11 protein-coding genes are annotated in these 17,073 nt (G+C 43.5%); 8 read left to right on the top strand and 3 right to left on the bottom strand.

Annotated features, from left to right (window positions below):
- Window positions 1-11: 11 nt before the first annotated feature.
- The 8 genes from H0Z23_RS01640 to fusA all read left to right on the top strand — a co-directional run bounded on the left by H0Z23_RS01640 (window position 12) and on the right by fusA (window position 10,768).
- On the top strand, window positions 12-800 hold the full coding sequence (locus tag H0Z23_RS01640; RefSeq protein WP_366928861.1) for a type III pantothenate kinase: 789 nt from the start codon (window positions 12-14) through the stop codon (window positions 798-800).
- A gap of 3 nt (window positions 801-803) precedes the next feature.
- Entirely contained in the window at window positions 804-1,796 is a 993-nt protein-coding gene (locus H0Z23_RS01635) for a tRNA-dihydrouridine synthase (RefSeq protein ID WP_296867172.1), read from the top strand.
- Entirely contained in the window at window positions 1,790-3,295 is a 1,506-nt protein-coding gene (lysS, locus tag H0Z23_RS01630; protein WP_296867170.1) for a lysine--tRNA ligase, read from the top strand. Before H0Z23_RS01635 ends, lysS begins: the two co-directional genes overlap by 7 nt.
- Before the next feature lie 31 nt (window positions 3,296-3,326).
- Window positions 3,327-5,375: an NAD-dependent DNA ligase LigA gene (gene ligA, locus H0Z23_RS01625; protein ID WP_296867168.1), complete on the top strand. Its 2,049-nt coding sequence runs from the start codon at window positions 3,327-3,329 to the stop codon at window positions 5,373-5,375.
- A gap of 3 nt (window positions 5,376-5,378) precedes the next feature.
- Window positions 5,379-5,672, top strand: a complete 294-nt coding sequence (gene gatC, locus H0Z23_RS01620; protein WP_296867166.1) for an Asp-tRNA(Asn)/Glu-tRNA(Gln) amidotransferase subunit GatC — start codon at window positions 5,379-5,381, stop codon at window positions 5,670-5,672.
- Window position 5,673: 1 nt separating this feature from the next.
- Window positions 5,674-7,143, top strand: a complete 1,470-nt coding sequence (gene gatA / locus H0Z23_RS01615; protein ID WP_296867164.1) for an Asp-tRNA(Asn)/Glu-tRNA(Gln) amidotransferase subunit GatA — start codon at window positions 5,674-5,676, stop codon at window positions 7,141-7,143.
- Window positions 7,143-8,612: an Asp-tRNA(Asn)/Glu-tRNA(Gln) amidotransferase subunit GatB gene (gene gatB / locus H0Z23_RS01610; protein WP_366928860.1), complete on the top strand. Its 1,470-nt coding sequence runs from the start codon at window positions 7,143-7,145 to the stop codon at window positions 8,610-8,612. Before gatA ends, gatB begins: the two co-directional genes overlap by 1 nt.
- A 74-nt stretch (window positions 8,613-8,686) precedes the next feature.
- Window positions 8,687-10,768 (top strand): elongation factor G, encoded by a 2,082-nt coding sequence (fusA, locus tag H0Z23_RS01605; protein ID WP_296867162.1) that lies wholly within the window; start codon window positions 8,687-8,689, stop codon window positions 10,766-10,768.
- Window positions 10,769-10,863: 95 nt separating this feature from the next.
- On the opposite strand, the gene H0Z23_RS01600 is transcribed toward fusA, so the two are convergent.
- The 3 genes from H0Z23_RS01600 to nuoE are packed head-to-tail and all read right to left on the bottom strand — an operon-like array spanning window position 10,864 to window position 16,893.
- Window positions 10,864-14,595, bottom strand: a complete 3,732-nt coding sequence (locus H0Z23_RS01600; protein ID WP_296867160.1) for an FAD-dependent oxidoreductase — start codon at window positions 14,593-14,595, stop codon at window positions 10,864-10,866.
- 16 nt (window positions 14,596-14,611) lie between these two features.
- The gene (gene nuoF / locus H0Z23_RS01595) at window positions 14,612-16,378 is read right to left on the bottom strand and encodes an NADH-quinone oxidoreductase subunit NuoF (RefSeq protein WP_296867158.1); all 1,767 of its coding nucleotides are present in this window, start codon (window positions 16,376-16,378) and stop codon (window positions 14,612-14,614) included.
- Between the two features lie 17 nt (window positions 16,379-16,395).
- The gene (gene nuoE, locus H0Z23_RS01590) at window positions 16,396-16,893 is read right to left on the bottom strand and encodes an NADH-quinone oxidoreductase subunit NuoE (RefSeq protein WP_296867156.1); all 498 of its coding nucleotides are present in this window, start codon (window positions 16,891-16,893) and stop codon (window positions 16,396-16,398) included.
- Between the last annotated feature and the right edge of the window lie 180 nt (window positions 16,894-17,073).

Here is a 17,073-nt window from a genome sequence, read left to right as displayed (position 1 = left end):
TTATGGAAGGAATGATTTTTATGCTGTTGGTGGTGGATATAGGCAACACTCATACAGTGGTCGGAGTGTTTAAGGAAGAGGAGCTTATATGTCATTGGAGGTTGAGATCCCACAATAGGACAGCAGACGAGATAGGGGTGTACCTTTTGAACCTTCTTAAGGTTGGAAGGATTTCTACAAGTCAAATAAAGGGAGCCGTAATGAGCAGCGTTGTCCCTCCGTTAGATTATCCGTGGGCTTGTGGGATAAAGCAATATTTGAATGTGGACTGTCTTAAGGTAAGTAGTAATCTGAATTTAGGTATAAGAATTGCTTATAAAAACCCAACGGAAGTTGGTGCGGATAGACTTGTTAACGCCGTGGCAGGTATAAAAAAATATCATGCACCTATGATTATAGTAGACTTTGGAACGGCCATAACGTTGGATGTAGTCTCAAAGGATAGGGAGTATTTAGGAGGAATTATCGCACCGGGGCTTGCTACTAGCGTAGAGGCTCTTTTTGGAAAGACAGCAAAGCTGCCTAAAGTATCCTTTGATGTTCCTGAAACTGTAATAGGTAAAAACACTATGGAGTCTATTCAGTCTGGAATTTTATACGGCTTTGCGGGGCTAGTAGATCATCTTGTAGAGAAAATAGAGGGTGAACTAGGAGGAGAACTTACAGTCATAGCAACTGGAGGGGACGCACAGAAAATAGCTTCTCTCTCAGGGAAAATTCAATATGTAGACCCGTGGTTAACTTTGGAAGGCCTTCGTTTTATCTATGAACAAAACGCTAATAGGCTCGAAGAGGTGTAGCTAGTGCTGGACACTAGGTTTGCTGGAAAAGATCTAAACCCTGTATGGTTGGCCCCCCTTGCCGGAATAACCATACCTGCGGTTAGAAAGTTTTATAAGGCTCTTGGAGCAGGACTAACGCATACAGAAATGATAAGCTGTGCAGGGTTGGTGCACGGCAGCAAGAAAACTTTCAGGATGATGGAAACCTTTGGGGAAGCTCCTCCTGTGGTAATCCAGCTTTTTGCTGGAGATACTGATACTCTTCTGAAAGGTGCGGAACTTGCCTTAAAGCAGGATAAGTGGGCTGCTATAAGCATAAATATGGCGTGTCCTATGCCAAAAGTACTGAAAAAGGGGGCCGGGGCCAGTCTTTTGAAGAACATAGAGGGAGCCGAGAGGATGATAAAGGGCTTAATGGTTTTTCAAAAGCCAGTATGGATAAAAATCCGCAAAATTTCAGATAATTATTCAGATACCTTGGCTTTTATAGATAGGATGATATCGGCAGGGGCAGTTCATGTCTCACTGCATGGGAGAACTCCCAAACAAAAGTACGAGGGGTATGCAGACAAAAATGTCGTGTTTGAAGCGGCAAAAAGATTTCCAGGATATATAAGCGGTTCGGGGGACGTTTTCACTGTAAATGATGCTTTGGATTATCTCGAAAACGGATGTGTTGCTGTATTGTTGGCAAGAGGAGCTATGAAAGATCCTTTTATTGTCCCTTCCATCCTGCAAAGGTTAGACTATGAAATAGCTAATAGAACTTTGTGTGACCCCAGTGTCAAAGAGCGCATTGCGCTTTTTAGAACTTTTGCATATAACCTTAGGGAAGAAGCGGGAGAAAATTTAGCACTTATCTTGATAAAGAGGCTTGTGTCAGGTATTTTTAGAGGGTTTAATGGCGTATCTACTTTTCGTAGAAATGTTGGTAGTGCCAAAAAGTGGGACGATTTTGAAGCAGCAATAATAGATTATTCAGATCATTTTGAAAGGGGCCAGGAGCTATGGTAGAAAAGAGAGGCGACATGTTAATGCCCGAAGATGAAATTTTAAAACAAAGAACTGATAAACTGAAAAGATTGAGAGAAGAAGAGGGATACGATCCGTTTAAGGTAGAAAAATGGGATCGTAAGCACACCTTAGGCTATGTTAAGGAAAAATATGAGTATTTGAAGCCCGATGAAATGGGTGAAGAAGATATAGAAACTGCAGGACGCATAATGACTATAAGAAAGCACGGGAAAGCATCCTTTCTTGATTTGGCTGATGAATATGACACCATACAGCTATGTTTTCAGGTAAATGCTATGGGGGAGGATCAATATTCCTTCTTCAAAAAATGGGTAGATACAGGGGATTTTATAGGAATAGTGGGTAAACCCATTAGAACGAGGCGTGGAGAGCTTTCTATTCTGGTTAAAGAGTTTAAGCTTTTGTCCAAAGCTTTAAGGCCTCTTCCGGAGAAGTGGCATGGCTTGAAAGATACGGAAATACGTTACAGGCAAAGGTATGTAGATTTAATAGCTAACCCAGACATAAGAGATACTTTCCGAAAAAGAGCTAAGATAATAAGAGCTATAAGGGATGTATTGGAAAAGCACGGGACTATAGAGGTGGAAACTCCTATTTTATCGCCTATAGCTGGAGGGGCTAACGCAAGACCATTTATAACTTATCACAATGCCTTGGGTATTAATCTTTATCTTCGTATAGCGACGGAGCTTTATCTGAAAAGATTAATAGTTGGTATGTTAGGAAGAGTATATGAGATTGGTAAAAATTTCAGGAATGAGGGTATCGACATAATGCACAATCCTGAATTCACTGCCCTGGAGGTCTATTGGGCTTATGCGGACTATGAAGATATAATGAATTTGACCGAGGAGCTAGTTGTTGCCGCGGCAGATGCTGTGGGGCAGAGGAAGATAAATTACCAGGGAACTGAGTTGATTTTGGAGCCGCCGTTTAGGAGGGCTTCAATGAAGGACTTAGTGAAGGAGTATTGTGGATATGATCTTAGCAGTATTGAGTCTGACGAAGAAGCCCGGGCTTTTGCGAAGAAAAAAGGACTTGAGATAAAGGGTAATGAAAGCCGTTTTGTTATATTAGCGGAGCTTTTTGAGACGTTCGTTGAGGATAAACTAATTCAGCCAACGTTCGTTATAGGGCATCCTACTGAAATTTCACCTTTGGCCAAGCGTAATCCGGAGAACCCAGATTTCACTAACAGGTTCGAGCTTTATATTTATGGTAACGAAGTTGCTAATGCCTTCAGCGAGCTCAATGATCCATTAGATCAAAGGGAGCGCTTTATGGATCAGGCTAGGAAGAAAGAAGAAGGCGATGAAGAAGCCCATGTCTTCGATGAAGATTTCATTACAGCGCTTGAGTATGGACTTCCTCCTACGGGGGGGCTTGGCGTGGGAATTGACAGGTTAACTATGTTTTTGACCAATTCTCGATCGATAAGAGACGTGATACTTTTCCCAACCATGCGCCCAAAGCAGTAAAAGGAGGAACGTGATAAAGGAATAATATTCCATGGATAGACAACTAGCCCAGAAAAGAATAGAAGAACTTAAAAAAGAAATAGAACGGCACAATTATCTATATTATGTTTTGGATCAACCGGAAATAACAGATGAGGAATACGACCGTCTTTTGAAGGAACTCAAAGCGCTGGAGGAATCGTTTCCCGAGTTCGCTTCACCGGATTCTCCTACTCAAAGGGTTGGAGGGAGACCGCGTGAGGAATTTTCCAAAGTGGTCCATGAAGTGCCTATGCTCAGCCTTGAAAACGCCTTTTCCAAGGATGAGTTGCGACAGTTTTTCATGCGAGCTGAAAACCTTTTGGGTATGGAAATTCCTTCATATTGTTGTGAGCCTAAAATAGATGGCTTAGCCGTTTCTTTGGTATATGAGAACGGGGTTTTTGTTGGTGGTTCGACCAGAGGGGATGGGATAATAGGAGAGGATGTAAGTGAGAACCTGAAGACTATAAGATCTGTCCCTTTAAGGCTTAGGGTTAACGTTGATGGAACTCTTGAGGTAAGAGGGGAAGTTTTTATGAGCAAGAAGAGCTTTGAGAAGCTCAATGAGAACAGAGAAGAGGAGGGCCTACCCCTGTTTGCAAACCCAAGAAATGCTGCTGCTGGAAGCCTAAGGCAATTGGACCCGCGTGTTACTTCCAGAAGAAAATTGGGATTTTTTGCCTATCAAGTAGTTAATCCTATGAAGTTGAAGCTAAAGAGTCAGTGGGAAGCTCTTCAATGGCTTAAAGAGGCAGGTTTTTTGATTCAGGGTGAAGAGGTTAGAGCCCAGTCATTTGAAGATGTTTGGGAGTACATTGAGAGCTTGCAAGAACGAAGGCATGATTTACCGTACGTTATAGATGGGGCGGTTGTAAAAATAGATGATTTTTCTTTATGGGAAAAAGTAGGCAAAACCGCAAAGGCTCCCAAATGGGCAGTAGCCTATAAGTTTCCGGCAGAGGAGAAGCTAACTAAGGTAAAGGATATAATAGTTTCCGTAGGCAGAACAGGTGCTCTTACGCCTGTTGCTATTCTTGAACCAGTTATTATAGGCGGCACAGTTGTTCAGCGAGCCAGCCTTCATAATGCAGATGAAATCAAAAGAAAAGACGTTAGGGTTGGTGACTTTGTATGGGTTCGAAAGGCGGGAGAGATCATCCCTGAGGTTGTAAGGGTTGAGAAATCTAAAAGACCAGAGGGTGCTTTACCCTTTAAGATGCCTGATGCCTGTCCTGTATGTAAATCTCCCACTGTGAAACTGCCTGGGGAGGTAGTTATAAGATGCCCTAATAGATCCTGTCCCGCCCAAATATTGGAAGGGCTAAAGCATTTTGTTTCCAGAGCTGGTATGGATATTAAAGGATTAGGGGATAAGATAATAAGGCAACTTGTCGAGAAAAAGCTAGTTTTTGATTTCGCTGACCTATACAATTTGGATTTAGATACTTTGTCTAATTTGACTTTAGTGGGGGAGAAAAACGAGAGGAAAGTAGGCCGTAAGGCAGCTGCAACTATATTGAGAGCTATAGAGAATTCAAAAAATAGAACTTTGAAAAATTTGATTTCCGCATTGGGTATTAGATATGTTGGCGAGAAAGTGGCGGAAGAATTAGCAGCTCATTTTGGCAGCCTAGATGCCATTATGAGTGCCCAAGAAGAGACCCTGTTACTGGTACCAGGAGTGGGGGACAGGATAGCATCATCAATATATGCTTTTTTCCGGGACGAAAATAATCTAAGGTTAGTAGAAAAGTTAAAGAATGCGGGACTTAAATTGAAGACGGAGGAAAAGGAGAAAAAGACGAGCGGAGCACTGGAGGGCATGACCTTTGTCTTCACAGGGGAACTCAAGAGGGCAAAGAGACATGAGGCAGAGGAGATGGTTAAATCTTTAGGAGGTAAGGCAACTTCCAGCGTGAGCTCTAGAACCACTTTCGTCGTTGTCGGGGAAAATCCAGGCAGCAAACTTCAAAAAGCTCAGAACCTTGGAGTTAAGCTTTTGACTGAAGAAGAATTTTGGAGCATGATTGATAAACACGCTCCGGAAGGGGGTTTGTAGGTTATGATAAATAAAGAAGAAGTAGAGAGGATTGCTGGTTTAATTAAGTTGGAAATTACGCCCGATGAAGCGGATTCGTTACAGGAACACTTTAATAAAATTCTTGGCTATTTTGAGCTTTTAGGGAATCTTCCTTTGGAGAGCGTAGATCCTTTTGTGGGAGATGAAGATGTGATCTGCCCGATGAGGGGAGATGATGTCTCTAGGTGGGACAACGTGATGGCCCTTAATGAATTGGCAAACTTTAATGAGGAAGGATATTTCGAGGTGCCTAGCATTCTAGGGGAGGATAATTAATATGAGTGTTCGCGAGCTATCAGCAAGAGAAATAGCGGGTCTGGTGAAAAGAGGGGAATTGAAAGCGACAGAGGTTGTAAGGGCAGTTTTTGATGAGATAAAGAATAATGAAAAGAAGTTGAATGCTCTTATAACCATTATGGAGGAAAGAGCGCTAAAAAGGGCAGAACTCATAGATGAGAAAGTTGCCAAAGGACAGTGGAAAGAGAAAGCGCTTTTGGGAGTCCCTGTTGTTTTAAAGGACAATATTTGTGTAGAAGGGTATCCTACTACTTGTGGGAGCAAGATGCTTAAGAAGTGGATATCTCCCTATAACGCGGGGATCGTGGATTATTTGGAGGAAGCAGGGACTATCTTGATAGGGAAAAGTAACATGGACGAATTTGCAATGGGAAGTTCTACTGAGCATTCGGCTTTTGGGCCTACTTCGAACCCGTGGGATTTAGAGAGGGTACCTGGAGGCAGTTCAGGTGGGAGTGCAGCTTCTGTCGCTGCAGGTTATGTGCCTTTAGCCTTTGGTAGCGATACAGGAGGCTCCATAAGGCAGCCTGCAGCCTTTTGTGGTGTTCATGGAATGAAACCAACATATGGCCTTGTTAGCAGGTATGGGTTAGTAGCTTTTTCGTCATCTCTCGACCAAATAGGGCCATTCACTAGGACTGTTGAGGATATGGCTCTTGCGCTAGATGTTATTGCTAAACATGATTATAGGGATTCTACGTGTTGGACAGGAAATAGGCCTTCTTATTCAGAAGCTATATTAAATGCCAATATTAAAGGTATGCGCGTTGGTGTTGTTAGGGATTTTATGGAAGAAGGTCTAGATGATGAATTAGCCCAGGCTGTGGAAAAGGGTTTAGGCATATTGGTTGAAAATGGAGCTATACCCGTTGACTTGAACCTCGGCGATATCAAGGAATGTGCTTTGCCTTGCTACTATATAATTGCTCCTGCAGAAGCCAGCTCCAACCTGGCCCGATACGATGGGGTACGTTACGGCCTACGTGAGGATGCGGACAACTTATTAGACCAATATATTAAGACCAGGGGCAAAGGCTTCGGGGATGAAGTGAAGAGGCGAATAATGATAGGGACTTTTGTTCTTAGTTCTGGCTATTATGATGCATATTATTTACGAGGGTTGAAAGCCAGAAAGTATGTTTGCGAGAAATTTAAGGAAGCTTTCTCGAATGTGGATGTTATCGTAATGCCCTCCACACCTACGCCACCTTTTAAAAAAGGGGAACTGGTTGGAGATCCTATACAGATGTATTTGAGCGATATCTTTACCCTCCCTGTTAACCTGGCAGGTCTGCCTGGCATATCTGTTTGGATGGGGCTCAATAGTACAGGTTTGCCGATGGCCATGCAAATTATAGCTCCGAAGTGGCATGAGGTGAGAATTTTAAAGGCAGCTGCAAAGATAGAAGAGACAATAGGAGCCTGTCCTCTTGCTCCAGGAGGTGAATAATGGTGTCTAGAAAATATGTAACCGTTATAGGATTAGAAGTACATGTGCAGCTTAAAACCAACAGCAAACTTTTTTGCCCTTGTTCCTCGGACTATATAGGAGCAAAACCAAACAGTAATGTTTGTCCTGTGTGTCTAGGCCTTCCTGGGACGTTGCCTGTTCTTAATAAGAAAGCAGTAGAGTTGGCGTTGAAGATGTCATGTGCGATTGGAGGAAATATCCAAAAGGAAAGCAGGTTTCACAGGAAAAATTATTTCTATCCTGATTTACCTAAAGCATACCAGATAAGCCAATATGACCGCCCTATTTCTTTTGGAGGCAAGATACCTATAAGGACAGCTGATGGGAAGAAGTTTATCGGTATCACTCGACTACATTTAGAAGAAGATGCTGGTAAGTTGGTACATGCTACATCAGACGGAAGGCTTCATGGTTTTAGCTCCTCGTACGTTGATTATAATAGAGCTGGTGTGCCGTTAATAGAGATCGTCTCTGAGCCTCAAATTTCCACCCCTGAAGAGGCAAAAGAATACGTTTTAGCTTTAAGGAAACTAGTGCGCTATCTTGGAGTATCTGATGGAGACATGGAGTCTGGTTCGATGAGAGTAGATGCCAATATATCTATGAACGAGGAAGGACAACCTCTTGGAGTAAAGGTCGAGGTAAAGAACATGAATTCCCTTCGTGCCCTGCAGCGAGCTCTTGAGTATGAGCAAAAGAGACAGATGGAAATTTTATCGTCTGGAGGGGTCATTATTCAGGAAACTCGCCATTGGGATGATGTTAGAGGAATAACAGTATCAAGCAGAAGTAAAGAAGAAGCCCATGATTATAGATATTTCCCTGATCCAGATTTACCTTTACTAGTAGTCAGTGAGGACTTGATAGAAAAAATGGCTAAATCGATACCGGAGTTGCCCTGGGAGAAAAAAGAGAGGTATCTTTTTGAGTTTTCCATGAGTGAGGAAGAGGCAGAAATTTTAACGTCTCAAAGGGAACTTGCCCAGTATTTTGAGGAAGTCCTTGCTAGTGGAGCACCAGTTAAGCCTCTGGTTAATTGGATGAAGACAGAGGTAATAAGGTCAAATAAAGAAGGTAAATTTGATTTTAATAATCCTGAGATTAATCCGCAGGCCCTTGCAAAGCTCGTGAAATTTTTGGATGAGGGTAAGATTTCTAACACTGCAGCAAAAGATGTATGGCTAGTAATGCTTGATAATAAGGTTGGCCTTGAGGAAGCTATGGAAAAAGCCGGCGTAACGCTAGGGGGATTGAGCGCAGAGAAGTTGGAGAGCATAGTAAGTAAGGTACTTGATCAGAATCAGGATGTTGTAAAAGAAATATTGGAAGGGAAAGATACTAAAGGCAAAAAGATTAAATTTTTGATGGGGTTGGTGATGCGTGAGACAAGAGGTCAGGCAAAGCCTCAAAATGTAGAGGAGATGTTAAGAAGCAAGCTTCATGGGTAGTTTTTGACTGTATGTAGTCAAAGTCATCAAGCATAAAAACAATAATTATGAATTTTTGGAGGAGGTAGGATTTTATGGCGGGACGCTTACCTGAAAACACGAGAACTTTGGCCCTTACAGGGCATGGCGGGGCTGGAAAAACTTCATTAGTGGAGGCTATGGCCTTCAATGCCGGAGTGACTACTAGGCTAGGCAAAGTAGAAGATGGCAACACCTTGAGTGATTTTGGGGCTGAAGAAAAAAAGCGTCAGATATCCATCAATACTACTGTTTTAACTATGGATCATGCTGGCAAAAGGTTTTATATTCTAGATTGCCCAGGATACGCGGATTTCATAGGAGACCTTAGATCTGCAATGAGGGTATCAGATGGAACGATTATTGTAGTAAGCGGTGTCGATGGAGTTGAAGTCCAAACAGAAAAAGCTTGGGATTTTGCAGAAGAAATGGGTTTGGCAGCTGCCTTCTTTGTGAACAAGTTAGACAGGGATAATTCTGATTTTACCAGGACTCTAGATGACATAAGGCGTTATTTGTCAGATAAGGCAGTTCCCTTGTTTATTCCTATAGGTAAAGAAGCGAACTTTAAAGGTGTAATAGATGTATTGAATCAAAAAGCATATATGTATAAGGCAGATGGCAGCAAGGAATTCAAAGAAGAGGATATACCTCAGGACTTAGCTCAGGAAGCGTCAGATGTAAGGGAAGAGCTCTTGGAACGAATAGTAGAAGCTGATGATGAGCTTATGATGCGCTATCTGGATGGAGAAGAGCTGGGTTTGGATGAATTGCTTCCAGCGCTTAAAAAAGCCATAAGAGAGAGAAAGCTTTTCCCCGTGTTGCCTGGTGCAAGTACGTTGAATGTAGGAGTAAGCCAACTTCTTGATTCCATCGCTTTATTGTTCCCATCTCCTGTTGAAATGCCTCCACGTAAAGCCTTGAAAGGCGAAGAGGAAATTGAGCTTTCTCCGGATATAAATGGTCCCTTTGCTGCCCTTTGTTTCAAAATAATGGTTGACCCGTATGTAGGAAAGCTATCTTTCTTGAGAGTGTTTTCAGGAAAGCTTACCAGTGACCGTCCAATATATAATGTTAACAAGGGTGAAGAGGAGCGTATTAGTGCGTTCAAGATGATGAAGGGCAAAGATGGGGAAGACGAAAAGGAAATTATTGTGGGAGATATAGTGGCTATTCCTAAGTTACACAGTACAGTAGTAGGCGACACCTTGGCTGAAAAAGGAACGGACATAATATTCCCCTCAATAAAATTCCCTAAACCTGTTTATAGTGTGGCAGTTCTACCTAAGAGCAGGAATGATGAAGACAAGTTAGCTAATGCTTTGAGCAAGTTGTTGGAGGAGGATCCTACACTGCATTTTGAGAAAAACGTAGAAACGCATGATAGTGTTATTTCCGGGATGGGAGATTTACATATAGATATTATGCTCTCCAGGATAAAAGAAAGATATGGAGTGGAATTGGAGACGCAAACACCTAAGGTGCCATATAGGGAGACTATTAAAAAGTCCTCCAAAGCCCAAGGAAAATATAAAAAACAGTCTGGTGGTAGGGGACAGTATGGAGATGTCCATATTGAGTTCCAGCCTCTTCCAAGAGGAACCGGTTTTGAGTTTGAAGATAAGATAGTAGGTGGTGCTGTTCCCAAATCGTACATACCGGCTGTCGAAAAAGGGCTTCGTGAAGCCATGCAAAAGGGAGTTCTTGCTGGATACCCGACAGTTGACGTTAAGGCCATCCTGTTCTTTGGTTCATACCATGAAGTGGACTCGTCAGAAATGGCCTTTAAGATTGCAGCTTCAATGGCTTTCAAGAAGGGTATAAAGGAAGCTTCCCCAGTATTGTTGGAACCCATAATGAACGTGGAAGTTGTAGTTCCTGAGGAATATTTGGGAGACGTAATGGGTGATTTCAATAGTCGCCGAGGAAAAATTATGGGTATTGATAGTAGAGGACGTTTACAGGTGGTTAAGGCTCAGGTTCCTCTAGCGGAGATGTTCCGTTACGCCATAATTTTGAGGTCTATGACTTCTGGAAGAGGTAATTTTACTATGGAATTTTCACACTATGAAGAAGTTCCACATGACATCGCCAAAAAGATAATTGCTCAAGCCCAGGTAGAGGAAGAAGAGGAATAATTTAAATAGTAATTGAGAGGTTAAATGAATAACAAGAGACGGAGGGCTGGAATTTCCGGCCCTCCGTCTCTTGTTTGTGAGCTTCTCTTTTAACCTTATTCAGTTTGTTTCCATTCGCAAGGAGCAAAGTGCGCTTTCCTGCCGGAGAAGCCATCAGCGAAAAGTATAGGCGTTCCTTCATGTTGCCTGTTCCAACATGGCCATGCGATACCTTTAGATTCCAATCTGTCGTAAGTTATTCCTCCATAAATATCTGCAAAACGGCTTATTTCGTCCATGATAGATTCTGGGCTTTCAAATGGCCATGAATGGCCACAAGCTTCAGCTAATTGGGTCAATATCCACCAGTCCGGTTTTGCGTCTTGCGGTGGATTGACAGCTTGTGATGTTTTTTGAACAACTCTGCAATTATTTGTTATTGTTCCATCTTTTTCACCCCAGCATGCTGCAGGCAACACTACATCGGCCATTTGCGCTGTTTCGTTAAGGAATATATCTTGTACCACAAGCAACTCCAAGTTGGAGAGAGCTTCTTTGCAGGATAGCTTCTTTGCTATGTTGGAGCCCATAACATACATGGCCTTTAGCTGGCCTTTTGCGGCTTTTTCTACCATTTCAGATATATTGTAGCCGGCATTGGTTGGTATGGAAGAGTTCCATATTCCTTCTACTTTCCTGCGTGTAGTTTCGGCGTCGTTGCAAACTGGTAAATAGCCTGGCAAGAAATCAGGCAAACAGCCCATATCAAAGGCCCCTATAGTGTTGCTCGCCTTTGCTAATGGGTAAATGCCTGTTCCTGCCCTTCCTAACATGCCGCAGAGCAATGCTAGGTTGGATATTGCTTTCACTCCGCTTTCGGCATCCTTGAGTTGTAAGAGATAATCGCCGAACATTATGGTGGAATTAGGACCACATGCAAAAGTTTTGGCCACTTCTCTTAGTGTGTTTTCTGGAATTCCGGTAATAGCTGCTACTTTTGCAGGTGAGTAGTCAGAGAGCACCTTTTTCAATTCCCTAAAGTTCTCTACATTGTTTTCTATATATTCACTGTTGTGAAGGTTTTCTTTTACTATGATGTGCATTAATCCATTTAGCAGAGCTACATCAGTACCTTTATTATGTTGTACTGTAATATCGGCAAACCTGTCCAATCCTGTCGGAGTAGAGTTGCAGGTTATAAGTTTCATGGAGCTTGTTTTTTTGTGCTCTTTGATCCACATGTCCACAACTGGGTGGGTATCTGTGGGGTTAGCGCCAATCAGCAACAGCACGTCAGCGCTCTTGAAGGAATCAAAGTCGCTAGTTGTGGCGGAGACACCTACAGTTTCTTTAAGTCCCTTGAGAACCGGAGTGTAGTAGATACTGTCTACAACGTCAACGTTATTGGTACCTATGACTTCTCTGGCAAAGCGCTGGAGCAAATAATTTTCTTCGTTTGTGCAATGATTTGAGGCACAGAAGGCAATGGCATCAGGCCCACTTTGTTCTTTGAGTGCCGTAAGCTTTTTGGATATGAACTCCAACGCCTCTGTCCAGGATGCCTCTTGTAAGCTTCCGTTCTTTCTGATAAGAGGCGTTTTTAACCTGTCAGGGCTGTTGACAAATTGCCAGTCGAACCGCCCTTTTGCACATATCTTTCCTTTGTTGATGGAGCCTTGTCTATCAAGATCAGAGGTCACGTTATTTATTTTGCCGGTCAAAAGATCCGTATGGGTTACGAGCTCGCAGCCTACGCTACAGTAAGTGCATATAGTCTTGGCAAGTTTTGTTGTAGAAGGCCTGGAGATGCCGTGAGCTGTCCTTTCAACTAAAGCCCCTGTGGGGCAGTTTTGCACGCATAGACCACAGAAGATGCAATCAGAGTGTTCTATTGTGCGATCAATGCCTGGGCCTACGAAGGTTTGGATGCCGCGTTTCTGGAAATCAATAGCATGACAATTAGCTATTTCTTCACATGTCCTGACACAGACGCCACACTGGATACACTTATCCATATTTCTTATGTAGTATGTATTCGCTTCTTCTGGGCGGTCTGGCCTTGAATAGAGTTCTTTCGGGAACACGTCGGGTGAGGCTTCGTACTCGATGCTGTAAGCCCTTAACTTACATTCGTGAATATCTGGGCATCCGCACTTCATGCATCGGCTGCCGTCAATTTTCACCTGCTCCTCAGTAAGGCCCATGTTGAATTCTTCATAAGGTTTAGAGAGTCTCTTTTGTGGCTCCATAATAATTGGTTTTTCCTGTGGCTGTTTTTCGACGTCAAGGAAATCTTCTGGACCCAGATCGTCTCTTACGACATCGCACTCGAAGGGCCTGTGGGGTATGCCTTCAGTAAGATAATGGTGAATGGATTCTGCTGCCCAATGGCCGCTAGCTATAGCTTCAGCGGCTATTTTGGGGCCTGTTTTTTGGTCGCCGCATACAAATACCCCCTCATACGGCGTGGCGAAGTGATCATCAGCTTTGAGCCACTTTCCGTCATGAATGTCTTCAGGTAGTGAAGATAGGTCAATTCTTTGTCCTATAGCAGCTATGACAGTATCAACTTTCAATGTGAATGTTTCACCTGTGGGGATAGGTCTTCTTCTTCCAGAAGAGTCTGGCGCTCCAAGAGCCATTTTCTCGCATACTATAGACTCAACCCTGCCGTTGCCTTCTATGGCAGTTGGAGCTGCCAGGAAAATGAATTCTATTCCTTCTTCCATCGCTTCCTCTATTTCTACGTCCTCAGCGGGCATCTCTTCTCTGGTCCTACGGTATACTACGTAAACCTTTTCGGCACCCTCGCGCAGAGAGCATCTCGCTGCATCCATAGCAGTATTGCCGCCACCGATAATTGCAACCTCTTTGCCAATGCCAGTTTCTTGTTTATTGTTGACCTTATAGAGGAAATCTATACCACCTATAACTCCCGGGAGATCTTCGCCAGGCACCCGCATTGGGGTGGATTTCCAGCATCCCATAGCTAAAAGGACTGCGTCAAACTGCCTTCTTAATTCTTCCAGGGTAATATCTTTGCCCAAAGCTGTGTTCGTTTTAGCTTCTATGCCGTGTTCGAGTAACCACTGACATTCTTTTTCAAGCACTTCCTGTGGAAGCCTGTAGTCTGGAATGCCGTATCGCATCATTCCGCCTAATTTTGTTTCCTTCTCAAAAATAGTCACTTTATAGCCTTTTAATCGCAGGTAATATGCTGCAGATAAGCCAGCGGGACCTCCTCCTACAATGGCTACCGATTTCCCATTTTCTTGTATTTGAGGAATATCTCCTAGGTTGCCTTGTGCCAATCCCCAATCACCAATATAGCGTTTTATCTCTTTAATTGATACAGGCTCTTCGTCAACGAAAAGCCTTCTGCACTTTTCTTGACATGGGGCAGGGCAGACTCGTCCTATACTTGCAGGAATGGGGATATTTTGATGGAGCACATCCAGGGCTGAGCGATGTTTGCCTTCCGCTGCAAGATTGACGTAGCTTTTTACGTCGGTTCTCGCCGGGCAGGCTAATTGACATGGTGGTCGGCAATCTCCTACGTGGTCTGAAAGCAGCAATTCCAATGCTAGTTTTCTGGCTCCCTTTACGCGTTCTGTGTGAGTTTCTATTTCCATTCCTTCCTGAATTGGAGTGGCGCACGCTCTAACTAGGCTTCTTGCACCTTTTACTTCCACTAAACAAATGGAGCATCCTCCATATAGCGAAAGATGTTTATCATAGCAAAGAGTGGGTATCTCAATGCCGTTTTCCGCACACAGGTCCAATATCTTTTGTCCAGGGTATCCCTTTACTGATTTTCCATTTAGGGTTACAGAAACAGTACGTTCCATGGTTTCTAGTTCCTCCTTATTCTACGGAGATAGCTTTTACTGGGCACACAGACTTACATTGCCCGCAACGAACACAAATAGAGTCATCTATCTTATGAGGTTGTTTGACCTGTCCCTCTATGGCGTTTACAGGGCAAACCCTTGCACACTTTGTGCAACCTATACATGTATTTGGATCTATTGTGTAATGGATAAGATTAGTACAGACCTTCGCAGGGCATTTCTTGTCGTTGACATGAGCCTCATATTCATGGCGGAAATATTTTAGAGTAGTTAAAACAGGGTTCGGAGCGGTCTGCCCCAGGCCGCAAAGTGACCCATCTTTGACTTTATAGGCCAAATCTTCCAGTAGGGTCAAGTCTTCAGGTGTTCCTTTACCGTCGCATATGCGTTCCAAAATTTCTAGCATTCTTTTCGTGCCTATACGACAGAAGGGACACTTACCGCAGGATTCATTTTGGACGAAACTTAGGAAAAATTTTGCTACGTCGACTATACATGTATCCTCGTCCATGACTATCATTCCACCAGATCCCATGATCGCACCGGTGGCATTAATGGATTCGTAGTCTACTGGAGTGTCCAATTCTGATTCTGGCAAACACCCCCCTGAAGGCCCTCCTAGCTGTACGGCTTTGAACTTTTTGCTGCCAGGTATTCCTCCGCCAACATCAAAGATCACTTCTCTTAGGGGCATTCCCATGGGGACTTCGACCAAACCGCCTTTTACAATTTTGCCGGCTAGGGCAAAAACTTTGGTGCCTCTGCTTTTACCTGTTCCGTACTTGTTAAATTCGGAGGCGCCATGAAGAATAATCCATGCTACATTTGCTAACGTTTCGACGTTGTTTATGTTTGTTGGCTTGCCAAAGATACCTTTGTTAGCAGGGAATGGTGGGCGTGGCCTAGGCATACCTCTTTTGCCTTCGATGGATGCCATGAGTGCCGTTTCTTCACCGCACACGAAAGCTCCGGCCCCTTCTTTGATGTAAATATCGAAGTCGAACCCAGAACCTAATATATTCTTGCCGAGGAAACCTCTTTCCCTGGCTTGTTCTATTGCAATGTTGAGGTGCTTGATGGCCAGAGGGTACTCGGCTCTGCAGTAGATTATTCCGTGCTGGGCTCCTATTGCATAACCGCAGATCAGCATTCCTTCAATGACCGAATGAGGATCTCCTTCTAGAACGGAACGGTCCATGAATGCTCCAGGGTCTCCTTCGTCAGCATTACACACAACGTACTTTTCATCGCCAGCTGCCTTGCGGGCAAACCTCCATTTCAAACCAGTGGGGAAGCCTGCTCCACCTCTTCCTCTCAATCCGCTTTCCAGAATTTCATCTATAACGGCGTCTGGGGCCATTTCTAAAGCTTTTGTGAGCCCTTTATAGCCTTCTCTTTCTAAATACTCGTCAATTTTTGTGGGATCAATTATGCCGGTGTTTCTGAGGACTATTCGAACTTGTTTATCTAATGTCTTGTTCTCAGGAGCTTCAAAAGAATCGCTTATAATAGCCTTTTCTTTGACGGGAGTTCCCTTTAGAACGTGTTGTTCTATTATTTTATCAAGAGATTCGATGTCAACTTCTCCGTAGATTATTCTTGAACCATCTTTTTCTACTTCTACCAAAGGTTCCCTGAAACACAACCCTATGCATCCTACCTGCTTTATTTCTACATCCTCTCTGTCGCCCAGTTTCTCTTGAAGGTATTCATACACTGGACGGGCTCCTGCAGCGATACCACAGCTTGCCATTCCTACTTTAATGACTGTTTTTGTCATTTTTTAGTCCTCCTACTTTATTCTTTGCCTTCAAGTCTGTACGATTCCAAAACCTCTACAGCCTTGTCTGGCGTAAGGCGGCCGTGAACTGTTCCATTTACCATCATTACTGGCGCCAGACTGCAACAACCTAGGCAGGCCACATAGTGCAAAGAAAAGAGGCCATCTTCCGTGGTGCCACCTTCTTCAATTCCAAGGTGCCTTTGCAGCTGCTCCCCAATTAGCCATGAGCCCTGGACATGGCACGCGGTTCCTCTGCACAACCTTACTACGTATTTGCCTTCCGGTTTGAATCGGAACATGGAATAGAAGGATGCTACACCGAAAATTTCAGCTGAAGGGATGTTTAACGACTGGGAAACATAATCCATAGCTTCTTCGGGCAGATAACCGAATTTTTCTTGAATGGCGGACAAAATTCCTATGGTACTTCCAGGTTTCCCCCGGTACTTTTCGATAATCCCTTCCAAAATTTGTTGCATTCCCGCTGTGGATTCATTAACAACGCATGTCATCCGCACATCTCCCCCCTGGAGTAATAGAGCTGTGAGCATTCTAACACACAATTCTAGATTATACACCAAAATGTGAAAGATTTCGTAAATGCATGCATTTTACGAAAGATAATTGAGGGTTTTATGCTTGACAGGCGTAGCTGTTGCCATATAATAACCGTACAGGGGTATTTTTTGAGT

The sequence above is a fragment of the Thermovirga sp. genome (genome assembly GCF_017656375.1).
GTDB lineage: Bacteria > Synergistota > Synergistia > Synergistales > Thermovirgaceae > Thermovirga.
This window is presented reverse-complemented; position numbering and strand designations above follow the sequence as displayed.

Coding starts and splice junctions, on each gene's coding strand:
- ligA (WP_296867168.1), top strand. CDS start 3,327: ATGGATAGACAACTAGCCCAGAAAAGAATAGAAGAACTTAAAAAAGAA.
- lysS (WP_296867170.1), top strand. CDS start 1,790: ATGGTAGAAAAGAGAGGCGACATGTTAATGCCCGAAGATGAAATTTTA.
- gatB (WP_366928860.1), top strand. CDS start 7,143: ATGGTGTCTAGAAAATATGTAACCGTTATAGGATTAGAAGTACATGTG.
- nuoF (WP_296867158.1), bottom strand. CDS start 16,378: ATGACAAAAACAGTCATTAAAGTAGGAATGGCAAGCTGTGGTATCGCT.
- H0Z23_RS01600 (WP_296867160.1), bottom strand. CDS start 14,595: ATGGAACGTACTGTTTCTGTAACCCTAAATGGAAAATCAGTAAAGGGA.
- nuoE (WP_296867156.1), bottom strand. CDS start 16,893: ATGACATGCGTTGTTAATGAATCCACAGCGGGAATGCAACAAATTTTG.
- gatC (WP_296867166.1), top strand. CDS start 5,379: ATGATAAATAAAGAAGAAGTAGAGAGGATTGCTGGTTTAATTAAGTTG.
- H0Z23_RS01640 (WP_366928861.1), top strand. CDS start 12: ATGATTTTTATGCTGTTGGTGGTGGATATAGGCAACACTCATACAGTG.
- fusA (WP_296867162.1), top strand. CDS start 8,687: ATGGCGGGACGCTTACCTGAAAACACGAGAACTTTGGCCCTTACAGGG.
- gatA (WP_296867164.1), top strand. CDS start 5,674: ATGAGTGTTCGCGAGCTATCAGCAAGAGAAATAGCGGGTCTGGTGAAA.